This window comes from Streptomyces sp. DSM 116793 (assembly GCF_057320905.1).
Map to the genome: position 1 here is coordinate 6,880,376 of NZ_CM170494.1, position 17,341 is coordinate 6,897,716.

General features: G+C 72.3%; 11 protein-coding genes. 10 read left to right on the forward strand and 1 reads right to left on the reverse strand.

Annotation, left to right across the window (positions count from 1 at the left end):
• Positions 1-20 precede the first annotated feature (20 nt).
• The 5 genes from ACSMXW_RS27080 (at position 21) to serA (ending at position 8,945) form a co-directional block, all read left to right on the forward strand.
• On the forward strand, positions 21-3,059 hold the full coding sequence (locus ACSMXW_RS27080) for a putative bifunctional diguanylate cyclase/phosphodiesterase (RefSeq protein WP_485800061.1): 3,039 nt from the start codon (positions 21-23) through the stop codon (positions 3,057-3,059).
• A 254-nt stretch (positions 3,060-3,313) separates the two neighbouring features.
• The gene (locus ACSMXW_RS27085; RefSeq protein ID WP_485800062.1) at positions 3,314-5,197 is read left to right on the forward strand and encodes an acetolactate synthase large subunit; all 1,884 of its coding nucleotides are present in this window, start codon (positions 3,314-3,316) and stop codon (positions 5,195-5,197) included.
• A gap of 37 nt (positions 5,198-5,234) precedes the next feature.
• Positions 5,235-5,759 carry an acetolactate synthase small subunit gene (gene ilvN, locus ACSMXW_RS27090; RefSeq protein WP_212909082.1) on the forward strand — a complete coding sequence of 175 codons (525 nt, stop codon included), beginning with the start codon at positions 5,235-5,237 and terminating at the stop codon, positions 5,757-5,759.
• Positions 5,760-5,898: 139 nt separating this feature from the next.
• Complete coding sequence (gene ilvC, locus ACSMXW_RS27095) at positions 5,899-6,897, forward strand: ketol-acid reductoisomerase (RefSeq protein ID WP_485800063.1); 999 nt, start codon at positions 5,899-5,901, stop codon at positions 6,895-6,897.
• A 446-nt stretch (positions 6,898-7,343) separates the two neighbouring features.
• Entirely contained in the window at positions 7,344-8,945 is a 1,602-nt protein-coding gene (gene serA, locus ACSMXW_RS27100) for a phosphoglycerate dehydrogenase (protein WP_485800064.1), read from the forward strand.
• A gap of 122 nt (positions 8,946-9,067) precedes the next feature.
• Here the strand turns inward: serA and ACSMXW_RS27105 are convergent, their stop codons facing one another.
• Positions 9,068-10,522: a PucR family transcriptional regulator gene (locus ACSMXW_RS27105; RefSeq protein WP_485800065.1), complete on the reverse strand. Its 1,455-nt coding sequence runs from the start codon at positions 10,520-10,522 to the stop codon at positions 9,068-9,070.
• 561 nt (positions 10,523-11,083) lie between these two features.
• On the opposite strand from ACSMXW_RS27105, the gene ACSMXW_RS27110 reads away from it, so the two are divergent.
• From ACSMXW_RS27110 to ACSMXW_RS27130, 5 genes are all read left to right on the forward strand, one after another.
• Positions 11,084-12,010 carry a proline dehydrogenase family protein gene (locus tag ACSMXW_RS27110; RefSeq protein ID WP_485800066.1) on the forward strand — a complete coding sequence of 309 codons (927 nt, stop codon included), beginning with the start codon at positions 11,084-11,086 and terminating at the stop codon, positions 12,008-12,010.
• Between the two features lie 172 nt (positions 12,011-12,182).
• A complete protein-coding gene (gene pruA, locus ACSMXW_RS27115; protein WP_485800067.1) occupies positions 12,183-13,832 on the forward strand; it encodes an L-glutamate gamma-semialdehyde dehydrogenase in 1,650 nt (549 codons plus the stop codon).
• A gap of 682 nt (positions 13,833-14,514) precedes the next feature.
• The gene (locus ACSMXW_RS27120; protein WP_485800068.1) at positions 14,515-14,649 is read left to right on the forward strand and encodes a hypothetical protein; all 135 of its coding nucleotides are present in this window, start codon (positions 14,515-14,517) and stop codon (positions 14,647-14,649) included.
• Positions 14,650-14,864: 215 nt separating this feature from the next.
• Complete coding sequence (locus ACSMXW_RS27125) at positions 14,865-15,902, forward strand: 3-isopropylmalate dehydrogenase (protein ID WP_485800069.1); 1,038 nt, start codon at positions 14,865-14,867, stop codon at positions 15,900-15,902.
• Between the two features lie 300 nt (positions 15,903-16,202).
• Positions 16,203-17,288, forward strand: coding sequence for a branched-chain amino acid aminotransferase (locus tag ACSMXW_RS27130; protein WP_485808341.1), 1,086 nt, complete (start codon positions 16,203-16,205; stop codon positions 17,286-17,288).
• The last annotated feature ends 53 nt before the right edge of the window (positions 17,289-17,341 follow it).

Below are 17,341 nucleotides of genomic sequence, written 5' to 3' on the forward strand. Positions count from 1 at the left end.
GCGCGACCGGCCGGGCGGCCATGGACCGGCCTCCCGGCCCGCCGCCCCGGACACCCCGCCGAGCGCACGACCGACCGGGCGGGAGCGGACCGGTGACCTCCCCCGTGCTCTCGGCCCGGCGGCCGCTCATCGGCAGGTGCGGTCTCTTTCCGCAGTGCGTCCTGATCCTGGTCTGCGGCGGCTACGCCATCGGCGCCGCCCTCGGCTGGGGCACGAAGTGGGTCGCCCTCGTCATGGGCGACTTCGGCCTCAGCCTCGCCGCCGTGACGGCCGCGGTGTCCTGCCTGCTCTACGCACGCAGCCGCCGCGGCGGGCTGCGCCCCGCATGGCTGCTGTTCGCCGTCTCGTCCCTGATGGCGGCGGTGGGCAACGGCGTCTGGGGCTGGTACGAGGTGGTGCTCGGCCGCCCGGTGCCCAGCCCCAGTTGCGCGGACCTGTTCTTCCTGTGCTTCGCGCCGCCCGCCATCGTCGGCCTGCTGGTGCTGGCCAAGCGGCCCCTGACCAAGGCCGGCTGGGCCTGCCTCGCGCTGGACGCCTGGCTGATCGGCGGCTCCCTGCTGACGCTCTCCTGGAGCCTCGCCCTGGCACGCACGGCCCGGGTGCGCGGGCAGAGCGTCGAGCACGTCGCCCTCTCGCTGGCCTACCCGCTGCTGGACATCGTCCTGATCAGCATGGTGCTCGTCCTGCACTTCAGGCGCACCTCCGTCAACCGCTCCGCGGTGAACACGGCCATCGGCGCCCTCGCCCTCACCGTGCTGTCCGACGCGCTCTTCACCTCGCCCCTGCTGCACGCCAGCTACCGCTCGGGCCAGCTCCTGGACGCCGGCTGGTTCGCCGGCTCCCTGCTGCTCGCCTACGCCCCCTGGGCCGGTGCCGCCAAGCAGGCCCGCCCGGTGGACGGACCGCCCGCGGCCGCCGCCGTCGTCCCCGCGCCCCGCAAGGGCGGCGAGCACCGCGGCGGGAAAGCCTCGGCCGAGCGGGGCCCGGAGCCGGTCACCGCGCGCGGAGCACCCGCCCGCGCGGTCATCGAGCAGGAGCGCTACCCCGTCAGCCGCCCCACGGGCGGCCCCCTCGCCGCTCTCACGCCCTACCTGGCGGCGGCGGTGTGCACCCTGGGCATCCTGTTCAACGTCCTCGACGGCCGCAGGGTCGACCGCGTGGTGCTCTTCACCGCCTGCACCGTCGTGCTCGTCCTGATCGTCCGCCAGGGCATCATGCTGCTGGACAACATGGCCCTCGCCCGCGAGCTGGCCCAGAAGGAGAACCACTTCCGCTCCCTGGTCCAGGGCTCCAGCGACGTCATCATGATCGCCGCACCGGACGGCGTGCTCCGCTACGTCAGCCCCGCCGCCGCGGGCGTCTACGGCCGCGACCCCGACGAGCTGGAGGGTTCCAAGCTCTCCGCCCTGATCCACCCCGAGGACCTGGGAGCCGTGCTGCACGAGGTGCGCCGGTTCCTCGCCGCCAGCCCCACCCAGGAGTCCACCAGCAGGATCGAGTGCCGCTTCAGGTCCGGCGACGGCCAGTGGCTCAACGTCGAGTCCACGATCAACCGCCACGAGGGCGGCCTCATCCTCAACAGCCGGGACGTCACCGAACGTGTGCGCCTCCAGGCGCAGTTGCAGCACAACGCCGAGCACGACCCGCTCACCGACCTGCCCAACCGCGTCCTGTTCACCCGCCGTGTCGGCCTGGCGCTCAGCGGGCGGCGCACCACCGACCGCGGCACCGCCGTGCTCTTCATCGACCTCGACGGCTTCAAGGGCGTCAACGACACCATCGGCCACCAGGCCGGCGACGACCTGCTGGTGCAGGCCGCCCGCAGGCTCCAGGAGGCCGTGCGCCAGTCGGACACCGCGGCCCGTCTCGGCGGCGACGAGTTCGCGGCCCTGGTCGTCGGCGACGGCACCGTCGGCCACACCGCACGCGAGCAGCACATCTACGAGCTCGCGGACCGGCTGCGGTCCGCCCTGTCCCGGCCGTACACCATCGAGGGGCACGACGTCAGGGTCGGCGCCTCCATCGGCGTCGCGTTCGCGGAGCCCGGCCTGACCGCCGGCGAGCTGCTGCGCAACGCCGACCTGGCGATGTACCGCGCCAAGGCCGGCGGCAAGGGCCGCGTCGAGCTCTACGCGCCTCACATGCGGGCCGACGCCCAGATGCGCGCCGACGTGGTGCGCACCACCCCGTTCACCGCCCGCCGCCGCCCCACCCCGCACGAGGGCGACTTCGCCCTGCTGCACCAGCCCGTGGTCTGCCTCGGCACCGGACGGATCGCCTCGGTCGCCGCGCACTCCCGCTGGCGCACCTCGCAAGGCTCCCTCTACGCCCCCACCGAGCTGCTGCGCGGCGGCGACGACCCCGAGCACGCCGCCGAGCTGGGCCGCTGGACCATCGAGGCGGCCGTCGAACAGGCGGCGGAGCGGGCCCGCGCCGGGCACGTCCTGCCCGTCGTGGTCAGGACCACCGCCCGCCGCCTGCTGGACCGCTCCCTGCCCGTCGGCTCCATCGAGGCACTGCTCACCCGGTACGGGCTGCCCTCCGGCGCCCTCATCGTCGAGCTGGCCGGCAGCGAGCCGCACGTCCCCCTGGACGATCTGGAGCGCCGCCTCACGGCCCTGCGTAGGCACGGCGTGCGGATCGCGCTGGACGGCTTCGGCAGCGGGTACGCGGCCTTCACCAGCCTCCGCAAGCTCCCCGTGGACTGGCTGAAACTCGACCGGGCGCTCGTCGAGGGCGTCGCCGACTCGGCCCGGCTGCACAAGATCACCAGCGGGCTGCTGCGGATCGCGTCCGACCTGGGCCTGGACTCCGTGGCCGACGGCGTCGACCGCCCCGAGCAGGCCGCCGCGCTGCGCGCCATGGGCTGCACCCACGGCCAGGGCCTGGTCTTCTCGGGGCCGCTCGACGAGTACCGTCTGCGCAGGGCGCTGACCGTCGGCCGCTTCCCGGTGCCCGGCGACCCCGTCGAGGCGCTCCTCACCGGCGGCTCCGCGGGAGCGCTCACCGGACACGCGTCCAGCCGCTCACATAATGAGACGTCCGTCCCACCACCTTGACAGTCGGAGCGCGGCGGGGGGAAGGTCATGCCATGCGCACCCGAATCCTCGTACTTGGACAGCGCGTCGGCTGAGCTGGGCCGTGGTCGGTAGTGATCACACCAGCGACCACACCCGGCGCGCTCCCCTCGCTTGCCTCACGGCACGAGGGGTTTTTTGTTGCACCGGCGCGGTCCGCCCGCCCGAGCGGCCCGCCGCCCCCGCCCCTCCCGCACCGTACGACCCACGCACCGAACCTCAGCATCGAGAAGAGAATGCCGATGACCGAGCAGGCCTCCGGGGCCCATCATCCGCAGCCGCGGCCCCGTTCCTCCGCGCAGCCCGCCGCCCCCGTCGAGCACGTCACGGGCGCGCAGGCCCTCATCCGTTCGCTTGAGGAGGTCGGGGCCGAGACGGTATTCGGAATCCCCGGCGGTGCGATCCTTCCCGCGTACGACCCGCTCATGGACTCCTCCCGGGTCCGGCACGTCCTGGTCAGGCACGAGCAGGGCGCCGGCCACGCGGCCACCGGGTACGCCCAGGCCACCGGCAAGGTCGGGGTCTGCATGGCCACCTCGGGCCCCGGCGCCACCAACCTGGTGACCCCGCTCGCCGACGCCCACCTGGACTCGGTGCCGCTGGTCGCGATCACCGGCCAGGTCGCCACCCACCTGATCGGCACGGACGGCTTCCAGGAGGCCGACATCGTCGGCATCTCCATGCCGATCACCAAGCACAACTTCCTCGTCAAGAACGCCGACGACATCCCCAGGACCATCGCCGAGGCCTTCCACATCGCCTCCACGGGCCGCCCGGGCCCCGTCCTCGTGGACATCGCCAAGGACGCCATGCAGGCCCGGACCACCTTCAGCTGGCCGCCCGCCATGGACCTGCCCGGTTACCGCCCGGTGACCAAGCCGCACGCCAAGCAGATCCGCGAGGCCGCCAAGCTGATCGCCCAGGCCAGGCGGCCCGTGCTGTACGTCGGCGGCGGCGTGCTGAAGGCCCGCGCCACCGCCGAGCTGAAGGTTCTCGCCGAGCTGACCGGCGCGCCCGTCACCACCACCCTGATGGCGCTCGGCGCCTTCCCGGACAGCCACCCCCAGCACGTCGGCATGCCCGGGATGCACGGCACCGTCGCCGCCGTCGCGGCGCTGCAGAAGGCCGACCTGATCGTCGCCCTGGGCGCCCGGTTCGACGACCGCGTCACCGGCAGGCTGGACAGCTTCGCCCCGCACGCCAAGATCGTCCACGCGGACGTCGACCCCGCGGAGATCGGCAAGAACCGCGCCGCCGACGTGCCGATCGTCGGGGACGCCCGCGAGGTGATCGCCGACCTGGTGCAGGCGGTCCAGCGCGAGCACAGCGAGGGCACCCCCGGCGAGGCGGCCCGCACCAGGTACGCGGCCTGGTGGCGCGACCTCAACCGCTGGCGCGAGACCTACCCGCTCGGTTACGACCAGCCCGCGGACGGCAGCCTCGCCCCCCAGCAGGTCATCGAGCGCATCGGGCAGCTCGCCCCGGAGGGCACGATCTTCGCGGCGGGCGTCGGCCAGCACCAGATGTGGGCGGCCCACTTCATCGACCACGACAAGCCCGCGACCTGGCTCAACTCCGGCGGCGCCGGCACGATGGGCTATGCGGTGCCGGCCGCGATGGGCGCCCAGGCCGGCCGCCCGGACCGCACCGTCTGGGCCATCGACGGCGACGGCTGCTTCCAGATGACCAACCAGGAGCTGACCACCTGCGCCCTGAACAACATCCCCATCAAGGTCGCCATCATCAACAACGGCGCCCTGGGGATGGTCCGCCAGTGGCAGACGCTCTTCTACAACCAGCGCTACTCCCACACCGTCCTGCACAGCGGCCCCAAGGACGGCATCGCGGTGGACGGCAAGTCCAGCGGCGGCACCCGCGTGCCCGACTTCGTCAAGCTCGCGGAGGCCATGGGCTGCGTCGCGATGCGGTGCGAGTCACCGGACGAGCTGGACAAGGTGATCGAAGAGGCCAACGCCGTCACCGACCGCCCCGTGGTGATCGACTTCGTCGTCCACGAGGACGCCATGGTGTGGCCGATGGTCGCCGCAGGCACCTCCAACGACGAGGTCATGGCCGCCCGGGGCGTCCGCCCCGACTTCGGCGACCTCGAGGAAGACTGACCGGCCGAGACGTCGGAGCGAAAGAAAAGGTAGCGACATGTCCAAGCACACGCTCTCCGTCCTGGTCGAGAACACCCCCGGCATCCTCGCCAGGATCGCCGCCCTGTTCTCCCGCCGCGGCTTCAACATCGACTCGCTCGCCGTCGGCACTACCGAGCACCCCGACATCTCCCGCATCACCATCGTGGTCACCGTGGAGGACCTGCCGCTCGAACAGGTCACCAAGCAGCTCAACAAGCTCGTCAACGTCCTCAAGATCGTCGAACTGGAGCCGGGCAGCGCCGTACAGCGCGAGCTCGTCCTCGTGAAGGTGCGCGCCGACAACGAGACGCGCTCCCAGATCGTGGAGATCGTCCAGCTCTTCCGCGCCAAGACCGTCGACGTCTCCCCGGAGGCCGTCACCGTCGAGGCCACCGGATCCAGCGACAAGCTGGAGGCCATGCTGAAGATGCTGGAGCCGTTCGGCATCAAGGAGCTCGTCCAGTCCGGCACCATCGCCATCGGACGCGGCGCGCGCTCCATCACCGACCGGAGCCTGCGCGCGCTGGACCGCAGCGCCTAGGCACACGGCCCGGAACCGGGAGCCGCCCCCCGGCTCCCGCCCCAGGTTTCCGGATCCCGACATCCGAGACCGCAGAACGACCCCTACCCCTCCCGCCGTACGGTGGGACCAGCTACACCGGCACAAACAAGGAGACCCAGTGGCCGAGCTGTTCTACGACGACGACGCCGACCTGTCCATCATCCAGAACCGCAAGGTCGCGGTCATCGGCTACGGAAGCCAGGGCCACGCGCACGCCCTCTCGCTGCGCGACTCGGGCGTCGATGTCCGCGTCGGCCTGCACGAGGGCTCGAAGTCCAAGGCGAAGGCCGAGGAGCAGGGCCTGCGGGTGGTCACCCCCGCCGAGGCCGCCGCCGAGGCCGACGTGATCATGATCCTGGTGCCGGACCCGATCCAGGGCCGCGTCTACGAGGAGTCCATCGCGGCGAACCTGAAGGACGGCGACGCGCTGTTCTTCGGCCACGGCTTCAACATCCGCTACGGCCTGATCAAGCCCCCGGCGAATGTCGACGTCTGCATGGTCGCCCCCAAGGGCCCCGGCCACCTGGTGCGCCGCCAGTACGAGGAGGGCCGCGGCGTGCCGTGCATCGCGGCCGTCGAGCAGGACGCGAGCGGCAACGCCTTCGCACTCGCGCTCTCCTACTCCAAGGGCATCGGCGGCACCCGCGCCGGCGTCATCAAGACCACCTTCACCGAGGAGACCGAGACAGACCTGTTCGGTGAGCAGACCGTGCTGTGCGGTTCCATCACCTCGCTGGTCAAGGCCGGTTTCGAGACGCTGGTCGAGGCGGGCTACCAGCCGGAGATCGCGTACTTCGAGTGCTTCCACGAGCTCAAGCTGATCGTGGACCTCATGTACGAGGGCGGCCTGGAGAAGATGCTCTGGTCGATCTCGGAGACCGCCGAGTGGGGCAACTACATCTCGGGGCCGCGGCTGATCAACGACGGCACCAAGGCCGAGATGAAGAAGATCCTCGGCGAGATCCAGGACGGCTCCTTCGCCAACAACTGGATGAAGGAGTACGAGTCCGGTCTGCCCAGGTACAACGAGTACAAGAAGGCCGACCAGGAGCACCTCCTGGAGACCACGGGCAAGAAGCTGCGCAAGCTGATGAGCTGGGTCGACGAAGAGGCCTAGAGCTCGCGGACGCGGGGCCGCTCCCGGACCGGGGGCGGCCCCGCGGTCCATCTCCGCCCGGGCGCGGAGCCGCCGCCCGGGCCACCCGGGCGCCGCGCCGCTCCCCGGGCCCGTCCGGTGCCGGATCGGTGCCGAGCCGCCCGGGCGCGGAGCCGCCGCCCGGGGCCCGCCCGGGTGCCGCCGCCCCGGGCCGGCCCGCCTCCTTCGCGAGGGGCGCCTTCCGGCCGGGGGACACCCGCCAGGACCGCCAGGACAGCGCCGTCCCACCCGTCCCACCACGGACGAGTGATCCTTTCGCCGACTGGAATACGCCACTCGCATCCGCCACTACACTTGCTCAGCACATACGCGTCGGGCCACAGCGTCGTGCGTCTTCCACGCGGCTAGCACCCTCCACCGCATGCGGCCCCGGGACGGCCGCCCGCAAGGGACTTGTGAGGACTCACGTGAGCACTGCGTCGCAGAAACCAGTCGTACTCATCGCTGAAGAGCTGTCACCCGCCACGGTCGACGCACTGGGCCCCGACTTCGAGATCCGGCACTGCAACGGAGCGGACCGGGCCGAGCTGCTCCCCGCCATCGCCGACGTCGACGCCATCCTGATCCGCTCCGCGACCAAGGTCGACGCGGAGGCCGTGGCAGCCGCACGCAGGCTCAAGGTCGTCGCCCGCGCCGGCGTCGGCCTCGACAACGTCGACGTCGCCGCCGCCACCAAGGCCGGCGTCATGGTCGTCAACGCCCCCACGTCCAACATCGTCACCGCCGCCGAGCTGGCCTGCGGCCTGATCATCTCCACCGCCCGGAACATCCCGCAGGCGAACGCCGCCCTCAAGAACGGCGAGTGGAAGCGCTCCAAGTACACCGGCGTCGAGCTCGCTGAGAAGACCCTCGGCGTGGTGGGCCTCGGCCGGATCGGCGCGCTGGTGGCGCAGCGCATGACCGCCTTCGGCATGAAGGTCGTCGCGTACGACCCGTACGTCCAGCCCGCGCGGGCCGCCCAGATGGGCGTCAAGGTGCTCTCCCTCGACGAGCTGCTCGAGGTCTCCGACTTCATCACCGTGCACCTCCCGAAGACCCCCGAGACGCTGGGTCTGATCGACGACGAGGCGCTGCACAAGGTCAAGCCCTCGGTACGGATCGTGAACGCCGCCCGCGGCGGCATCGTCGACGAGGAGGCGCTGTACTCGGCCCTCAAGGAGGGCCGGGTCGCCGGCGCCGGCCTGGACGTCTTCGCCAAGGAGCCGTGCACGGACTCCCCGCTCTTCCAGTTCGACCAGGTCGTGGCCACCCCGCACCTCGGCGCCTCCACCGACGAGGCCCAGGAGAAGGCCGGCATCGCCGTCGCCAAGTCCGTCCGCCTGGCCCTCGCCGGCGAGCTGGTGCCCGACGCGGTGAACGTCCAGGGCGGCGTCATCGCCGAGGACGTCAAGCCGGGCCTGCCGCTCGCCGAGAAGCTCGGCCGGATCTTCACCGCCCTCGCGGGCGAGGTCGCCGTCCGGCTCGACGTCGAGGTCTACGGCGAGATCACCCAGCACGACGTCAAGGTCCTGGAGCTCTCGGCCCTCAAGGGCGTCTTCGAGGACGTCATCGACGAGACCGTCTCCTACGTCAACGCCCCGCTGTTCGCCCAGGAGCGCGGCGTCGAGGTGCGGCTGACCACCAGCAGCGAGTCGCCGGACCACCGCAATGTCGTCACCGTCCGCGGCACCCTCGGCGACGGCGAGGAGATCTCGGTCTCCGGCACGCTCGCCGGGCCCAAGAACCACCAGAAGATCGTCGCCATCGGCGAGTACACGGTCGACCTCGCGCTCGCCGACCACATGATCGTGCTCCGCTACGAGGACCGCCCCGGTGTCGTCGGCGCGGTCGGCCGGGTGCTCGGCGAGGCGGGGATCAACATCGCCGGGATGCAGGTGTCCCGTGCGGTGGCCGGCGGGGAGGCGCTCGCGGTGCTGACCGTGGACGGGACCGTGCCGCAGCCGGTGCTGGCCGAGGTGGCCGCCGAGGTGGGGACCACCTCGGCCCGGTCGGTCAACCTGGCGGACTGACCGCCGCGGATCTTGTTTTCCGGGGGGCCTGTCCCCCCGCCCGCGGTGGTCGCCCCTCGGGCTCGTCCCCGACTCCCCTGGGCGTACCGCCCACGCCTTCAGGACGGTGCGCCGGGCGGGAGCTACAGCCTGGCCCCTTTGAGCGTCATGTGCAGCAGCAGCCGGTCCTCGCCGTTGTCCAGATCGAGGCCGGTGAGCTGCTCGACCCGGGAGAGGCGGTAGTAAAGGGTCTGGCGGTGGATGCCCAGCTGGGCCGCGGTGCGGCTCGCCTGGCCGGCGCAGTCCAGGAAGGCCTCGGCGGTACGGGCCAGTTCGCGGTGCGGGGGCGCGAGCAGTTCCTGGGTCGCGGGGTCCCTCGACGCCCGCGGGGGCAGGGCCGTGAGCAGGCGGTACGGGCCGATGGCGGACCACTGGGCGACCGGTCCGAGCCGGTCCTCGGCGAGCGCGGCGCGGGCCGCTGCCGAGGCCTCCTGCCAGGAGTCGGCGAGCTGGGCGAGGCCTCGGCGGGGTGCGGCGATCCCGGCGGCGATTCGGGTCACTGCTTCGGCGCCGGCCTGCGCCCCGGCCGCGACACCGGCTTTCGGGTCGGCCCCTGCCCTGGCCTTCGCTCCGGTGCCGGCCTCGGCCCCGGAGCCGGCTTCCGCACCGGCGCCGGCCGCGGCTCCGGCGTGCGGTCCGGCGCCGGCGCCGCGGCCGGTGTGCGGCCTCCGGACCCGTCCGCCCGGGGCGCCCGGGATACCCGGGACGCCCGGGGCTTCCGACTCGCTCCGGGCGCCCCGCGTCTCCGGTCCGCGGCGCAGCCGGTCCGCGGCGGACAGGGCGGGGGTGAGGACGTCCGTCGCGCGCAGCCGCATCAGCACCGCCAGGCTCTGGCCCGCCGTGCCCCACGGCATCGTGCACACCGCGGCCGCGCCCGGCACGGAGTGCGGCGAAGGGGCGTCCTCCGGGTCGGCGGAGGGCCACGGGGCCACGCAGACGACGGTGTGCAGGCCGTCCGCGTCGGCGCCCAGCTCGGCACGGAGCGCGGTGAGGGCGGCGGCGACGGTGGCGGGGTCGGCGGGGGCCGCCGCCCCGTTCGCGTCCGGGCTGCGCCCCGCGGTCAGCACGGCCCGGAACTCTCTCGTCAGGTCGGCGCCGGCCTGCGCCTCGTCGGCGAGCAGGGCGCCGATCCGGGCGGTCACCTCCATGGCGGCGGAGAGTTGCTGCTCGCCCGGGCCGGTGCCGGCGCCCGGGTCGAGCAGCCACACATAGCCGAGGACGATTCCGCGGTGCCGCACCGGGAGGCAGATGCGGCCCAGGTTGACGCCCGCCTCCGGGGCGGCCGGGATCCGCACCGGGCCGGTGGCGCGGGCGATGCCGAAGCCCTCGAACCAGGCGCGGACCGCGGCCGTGGAGCGCCGCGTCAGGATCGACCGGGTGCGCACGGGGTCCAGCGAGGAGGCGTCGAAGTCGGTGCCGCTGCCCTGTGCGCCGTAGGCGATCAGCCCGAAGCTGCGGTCCTCCAGGGTTGCGGGGGTGCCGAGCAGGACGGAGATCTCGTCGACGAGATCCTGGTAGTCGCCTTTCACGTCCCCCATTACACCCCCTCCGGCCAATGGCCCGGAGAATGGCCGAAACCGCCCCGTCACTGCCCCGCGCCTGTTCTGGGGCCTGTCCTCGACGCCGGCTGTGCTCGGTCTGCCCAGGGGCGCGGGAACTGCGCGATGCTGCCCCGGCCTGCCCAGGGGCGCGGGGAACTGCGCGCGCGGCCACCCGCCGGGCGGTGGTCCGGTCACGGCGGTGATTGCCTCCTTCGGGCCGGTGGGGGGTGTGACGCTCTCGTCCGTGGCCGCTCGTGTCCACGCGGCGGAGCCGCGCGGTGTCATGGCCCGCGCCCCTCGCGGACGCGGCCCCGTCCGGGCGTGCCCGGGGAACAGGAGGCGGCCTCAGACATATGTCTGAGATCCAGGCCACGGATGCGTGACACCTGTCGATGGCGGAGGATCGGAGAGATCCTTAAGTTCAGGGTGGTTCTCCGTACTGCGTCCGGACACTCCGGAACAGCCCGGGAAGCACCGGATACATCCGGGTATCGCCCGGCACCCCTCCGGTGCCACCGTCACACACGGTGCCGGTTCGACTCCCCTGGAGGTGCCCTCGTGCTCGGTCCCATGATCCTCGCCGCCTCGCGCAGCGACCGCACCCGGCGTGTCCTCACCGCCACCCCGGTGACCAGGCCCGTCGTGGGCCGTTTCATCGCGGGGGAGACGGTCGGGGCGACGCTTCCCGTGGTCAAGGACATGGCCGATCGCGGCCTCGACGTCACCCTGGACGTGCTCGGCGAGGACGTCACCGACCCGGCCGACGCCCTGCGTGCCAGGGACGCGTACCTGGGCCTCGTGGAGGCGCTGGCGCCGCTGGCGCTCGGTGAGCGTGCCGAGATGTCCGTGAAGCTCTCCGCGTTCGGCCAGGCACTCCCCGGCGGCCACGACATCGCGCTGCGGCACGCCACCGACGTCGCCGAGGCCGCCGCGGGCATAGGCACCACCATCACGTTGGACATGGAGGACCACACCACCACGGATTCCACCCTCGCCGTCCACTCCGAGCTGCTGGCGCGCTTCCCGCGTACGGGCGCGGTCATCCAGTCGTACCTGTTCCGCAGCGAGGACGACTGCCGTGAGCTCGCGCGGGCAGGCTCACGAGTGAGACTGGTGAAGGGCGCCTACAAGGAGCCGCCCTCCGTCGCACACCAGGACAAGGCCGAGGTCGACAGGGCGTACATCCGCTGCCTGAAGATCCTGATGGCCGGTGACTGCTATCCGATGGTCGGCACGCACGACCCGCGGATCGTGGCCATCGCACAGGACCTCGCCCAGCGCGCGGGCCGTGGGCCGGACGACTACGAGTTCCAGATGCTGTACGGCATCCGGTCCGCGGAGCACACCCGGCTGGCCGCCCGGGGCCACCGGATGCGCGTCTACCTCGCCTTCGGCACGGACTGGTACGGATATTTCATGCGGCGCCTGGCGGAGCGCCCGGCGAACCTGGCGTTCTTCCTGCGCTCGCTGGCCACCCGCGGCTGACCGCATCGCCACTCGCACCCTCCGGACCACCCCGCGCCGAAGGCACCGAACACAAGACACCGAACGCGGCACGAGCACACCGCCCGCCCCGCCCGGACCGCCCGCCGCGGCCGGACCGCCCCGTCGACCGCACCGGCAGATCACCCACACACCGTAAGGAGATTCGGCACCCATGGACGCTGTGACCCAGGTCCCCGCGCCGGTCAACGAGCCGCCGCACGGCTACGCGCCCGGCTCTGCCGAGCGCACCCGCCTCGAGGCCGCCCTCAAGGAGCTGGCGGACAACCCCACCGACCTGCCGATGACCATCGGGGGCGCCAAGCGCCTGGGCGGCGGCGAGCCCTTCAGGGTCGTCCAGCCGCACAACCACAAGGCCCTGCTCGGCACCGGCCGCCAGGCCACGCAACAGGACGCCAGGGACGCCATCGACGCCGCGCTGGCCGCGGCACCGGGCTGGCGTGCGACGTCGTTCGACGACCGGGCCGCGATCATCCTGCGCGCCGCCGACCTGCTGGCCGGGCCCTGGCGCGAGACGATCGCCGCCGCGACCATGCTGGGCCAGTCGAAGACCGTCCAGCAGGCCGAGATCGACGCCCCCTGCGAGCTGATCGACTTCTGGCGCTTCAACGTGAAGTACGCCCGCGACCTGCTCGCCGAGCAGCCCGTCGCCAACTCCCCTGGCTCGTGGAACCAGCTCGACCACCGTCCGCTGGAGGGCTTCGTCTACGCGATCACGCCCTTCAACTTCACGGCGATCTCCGGCAACCTTCCCACCGCCCCCGCCCTGATGGGCAACGTGGTCATCTGGAAGCCGTCCCCCACCCAGACCCTGGCCGCCGTGCTGCTGATGCGGCTGCTGGAGGAGGCGGGGCTGCCCAAGGGCGTGATCAACCTGCTGACCGGCGACGGCACCGCCGTCTCCGAGGTCGCCCTCGCCCACCGCGACCTCGCCGGCATCCACTTCACCGGCTCGACCAGGACGTTCCAGCACCTGTGGAAGACCGTCGGGCAGAACATCGAGAAGTACCGGACGTACCCGCGGCTGGTCGGCGAGACCGGCGGCAAGGACTTCCTGGTGGCGCACCCGAGCGCGGACCGCGCGGTGCTGAAGACGGCGCTTACGCGGGGCGCGTTCGAGTACCAGGGCCAGAAGTGCTCGGCGACCTCCCGCGCCTACCTTCCGGCGTCGATCTGGAACACCGGCTTCAAGGAGGAGTTCGCCGCCGAGGTCGACGGCATCACCATGGGTGACGTCACCGACCTGTCGAACTTCATCGGTGCCCTCATCGACGAGCGCGCCTTCGCCAAGAACAAGGCGGCCATCGACCGCGCCAAGGCCGACCCGAGCTGCACCGTGATCGCCGGCGGCAGCTACGACGACTCGGTCGGGTACTTCGTCCGGCCCACCGTCATCACCTGCACGGACCCCGAGAACGAGGTCTTCACCACCGAGTACTTCGGGCCGATCCTCGCGGTGTACGTCTACGACGACACCACCGGCGACCCGGAGGCGGCCTTCGACGCGGTGCTGGCCCAGATGGAGTCGGTCACCGACTACGCCCTCACCGGGTCGGTCATCGCGAACGACCGCGCCGCCGTGGCCCGCGCGCGGGAGGCGCTGCGGTACGCCGCGGGCAACTTCTACATCAACGACAAGTCGACCGGCGCCGTCGTCGGCCAGCAGCCCTTCGGGGGCGGGCGGGCGTCGGGCACGGACGACAAGGCGGGTGCGCCGCAGAACCTGCTGCGGTGGACGCTGACCCGTGCGATCAAGGAGAACCTGGTTCCGCCGACGGACTACAGCTACCCCCACATGGGCTGACCCCCGCCCTCGACACAGCCCCGGCCCGCATCCGGCGCCGGCTGAGCGCTGCACGCCCGGAGCGCACGCCCGGAGCGCACGCCCGCCACGGCCCGGCGCGGCCGAGGGCGCGGGGCTGTGTCGTGGGGTGCCTCCCACGCCCTTGAGGCAGTGGGGGGAGGCTCCGTCACGTGGGCGCGGCCGGCCGCGACGTGGCCGCCATGTCGTGGCCGGCCCGAAGGGGTCGTCTCGGTCGTGTCCGGACCACCGGTCGGTGGGTGGTTGCTCGCGCAGTTCCCCGCGCCCCTTATCGGGGCGCAGCCTTACGGTCAGGGCGGCCCCGGTCCATGCAGGGCGGGTTCCATGGGCGCGGGGCTGTGTCGGTATGCGGCTTTCGTCGCGTGGGCGCGGCCAGGCACGGTGAGGCCGTCGGGTCGTCGCCGGCTCAAGGGGGCCACGCCCGGGACGGGGCGTAGCCCCGACAGGTGAACTCCGTCTCAGATAGTAGGACGTCCGAGTAATTTTGCAGACAGCGTCGTGCTCCTCCCTTAGCTTGGAAGAGCCGAACGTGTCGCCAGACCCGGCGCATGCGGTTGTGAGCGGTGCCCGAGGCAGGTGATCCCTGCGGCGCGCGCTCCCCGCCCTTCCGGCTTCGCTCGTTCTCTTCCGTCCGCACTCCCGGATGCCAAGGAGCCGATCAGTCATGGCCGAGACGATCACTCGCCGAGTCCGCCGCAGCACCCGTACCAGCGAGGCCGAGCGCAAGAAGGCCGCCGCCGCCCTCCAGCGCGCCCTCGACCGCAGGGACAACGGCGGGGCGTGGGGCCACGGCGTCTGAGCCGCCCCACCCCCGAGCACGAGCCATCGGGCGGATGCCCGCCTCACCGTCCCGGCACGCACAGACGTCAGGCGTCCCCTGCACTCCGCGGTGCGCACGCATCCCGCGGTGCGCACGCATCCCGCGGTGCGCGCCCACCGCACCACTCGCAGCGTGCGCAGTCCACATAGTGGACGTCTATGTCAATCAATGGGACGGGGAGTAGGGTGCCCCCCATGTCTCGCACCATCAATCTCGCGGTGATCCCCGGCGACGGAATCGGCCCGGAGGTCGTGACCCAGGGCCTCAAGGTCCTGCGCGCCGCCCTCCCCCAGGACGTCAAGCTGGAGACCACCGAGTACGACCTCGGCGCCCAGCGGTGGCACCGTACCGGCGAGACCCTGCCGGACGCCGAGCTCGAAGCCCTGCGGCAGCACGACGCCATCCTGCTGGGCGCGGTCGGCGACCCCTCCGTGCCCTCCGGGATCCTGGAGCGGGGCCTGCTGCTCAAGCTCCGCTTCGCCTTCGAGCACTATGTCAACCTCCGGCCCGCGAAGCTCTTCCCGAACACCTCGACGCCGCTGGCCGGCCGCCCGGGGATCGACTTCGTCGTCGTCCGGGAGGGCACCGAGGGCCCCTACACCGGAAACGGCGGCAGCCTGCGCACGGGCACCCCGGCCGAGGTCGCCACCGAGGTGAGCGTGAACACCGCCTTCGGTGTCGAGCGCGTCGTCCGGGACGCCTTCGCGCGGGCCCAGGCCCGCCCGCGCCGCAAGCTGACCCTGGTGCACAAGAACAACGTCCTGGTGCACGCCGGCCACCTGTGGAAGAACATCTTCGACAAGGTCGCCCAGGAGTACCCCGAGGTCACCACCGACTACCTGCACGTCGACGCCGCGACGATCTTCTTCGTCACCCAGCCGGAGCGCTTCGACGTCATCGTCACCGACAACCTCTTCGGTGACATCCTCACCGACCTCGCCGCGGCCATCACCGGCGGCATCGGCCTGGCCGCGTCCGGCAACATCAACCCGGAGCGCGCCCATCCCTCCATGTTCGAGCCGGTGCACGGCTCGGCGCCCGACATCGCGGGCCAGGGCAAGGCCGACCCCACGGCGACGGTCCTCTCCGCCGCCCTCCTGCTGCGCCACCTCGGCCACCCCGCCGAGGCCGCGCGCATCGAGGACGCCGTCTCCGCCGACCTGGCGGAGCGCGACGGAGCCCGCAGCACCGACGAGATCGGCGACGCGCTCGCAGCCCGAGTATCCGCCTGACCGGCGGACCCACCGAAGCCGCCGGAGCCAAGGGCCCCCGGCGGCTTCACCATGCGGCCGCCGGGCGCCCTCCACCGACCCAGGCCGCAGCCGAAACCCGTGCAACCGGGGCACCACGTGAGACACGGAACGTGAGGCCCCGGTATGCAGCGAAGCTCGGACGTCCTACTATCGCGGTACCTCCCCGTGTTTCCCGGGCGCCTCCTGGCGCCCCGCGAACCGCCGAGTGCCGGACCGCCGGACGTACGGACGAGAGCGCGGCCGTCATCATCACAGTGAAGGACAGAAACCATGTCGACGATGCCGACGCCCACCATCCAGCTCAAGCCCTCCGCGCACCCGCTGCCCGACGCCGAGCGGGAGGCGATCCTGGCCAACCCCGGGTTCGGCCGGCACTTCACCGACCACATGGTCACCATCCGGTGGACGGAGGGCCGCGGCTGGCACGACGCCGAGCTCGTCCCCTACGCGCCGCTCTCCATCGACCCGGCGAACATGACCCTGCACTACGCGCAGACGATCTTCGAGGGGCTCAAGGCCTACCGCAGGCCCGACGGGAGCGTCGCCACCTTCCGGCCGGAGAGCAACGCCAAGCGCTTCCAGGCCTCCGCACGCCGGCTCGCCATGCCCGAGCTGCCCGTCGAGACCTTCATCGAGGCCTGTGACGTCCTCGTCACCCAGGACCTGGCCTGGGTGCCGCCGCACGGCGAGGAGTCCCTCTACCTGCGCCCCTTCATGTTCGCCACGGAGGTCGGGCTCGGTGTGCGGCCCGCCGGCGAGTACCTGTTCATGGTGATCGCCTCGCCCGCGGGCGCCTACTTCCCGCGTGGCGTGCACCCCGTCTCCGTCTGGCTCTCCGAGGAGTACGTCCGCGCGGTCAAAGGTGGCATCGGCGCCGCCAAGACCGGCGGCAACTACGCCGCGTCGCTCATCGCCCGGAAGGAGGCGGCGGCCAAGGGCTGCGACGAGGTGGTGTGGCTCGACGCGATCGAGCACCACTGGGTCGAGGAGATGGGCGGCATGAACCTGTACTTCGTGTACGGGGACCGCATCGTCACCCCTGAGCTGAGCGGTTCGCTGCTGCCCGGCGTGACCCGCGACTCCCTCCTCACCCTCGCCCGCGACCTCGGCTACACGGCCGAGGAGGGCAGGATCTCGACGGAGGACTGGCGCCGGGACACCGAGAGCGGTGCGCTGACCGAGGTCTTCGCCTGCGGCACGGCCGCGGTCATCACGCCCGTCGGGTCGGTCAAGTCCAACGCGGGGGAGTGGACGCAGGGGGACGGTCAGCCCGGCGAGGTCACCCTCCGCCTCCGCAAGGCCCTCCTCGACCTCCAGACCGGCGTCGCACCCGACCCGTACGGCTGGATGCACGACCTCGCCTGAGCCAAGGGCGCGCCTTGCGCCCTGTGCCAGGGCGCACCCCGCCCGGCGCGCCA

What these genes read in the sequence shown, in the direction of transcription:
- ACSMXW_RS27080 (WP_485800061.1), top strand. Translation starts at nt 21, where the DNA reads ATGGACCGGCCTCCCGGCCCGCCGCCCCGGACACCCCGCCGAGCGCAC.
- ACSMXW_RS27085 (WP_485800062.1), top strand. Translation starts at nt 3,314, where the DNA reads ATGCCGATGACCGAGCAGGCCTCCGGGGCCCATCATCCGCAGCCGCGG.
- ilvN (WP_212909082.1), top strand. Translation starts at nt 5,235, where the DNA reads ATGTCCAAGCACACGCTCTCCGTCCTGGTCGAGAACACCCCCGGCATC.
- ACSMXW_RS27105 (WP_485800065.1), bottom strand. Translation starts at nt 10,522, where the DNA reads ATGGGGGACGTGAAAGGCGACTACCAGGATCTCGTCGACGAGATCTCC.
- pruA (WP_485800067.1), top strand. Translation starts at nt 12,183, where the DNA reads ATGGACGCTGTGACCCAGGTCCCCGCGCCGGTCAACGAGCCGCCGCAC.
- ACSMXW_RS27120 (WP_485800068.1), top strand. Translation starts at nt 14,515, where the DNA reads ATGGCCGAGACGATCACTCGCCGAGTCCGCCGCAGCACCCGTACCAGC.
- ACSMXW_RS27125 (WP_485800069.1), top strand. Translation starts at nt 14,865, where the DNA reads ATGTCTCGCACCATCAATCTCGCGGTGATCCCCGGCGACGGAATCGGC.
- ACSMXW_RS27130 (WP_485808341.1), top strand. Translation starts at nt 16,203, where the DNA reads ATGCCGACGCCCACCATCCAGCTCAAGCCCTCCGCGCACCCGCTGCCC.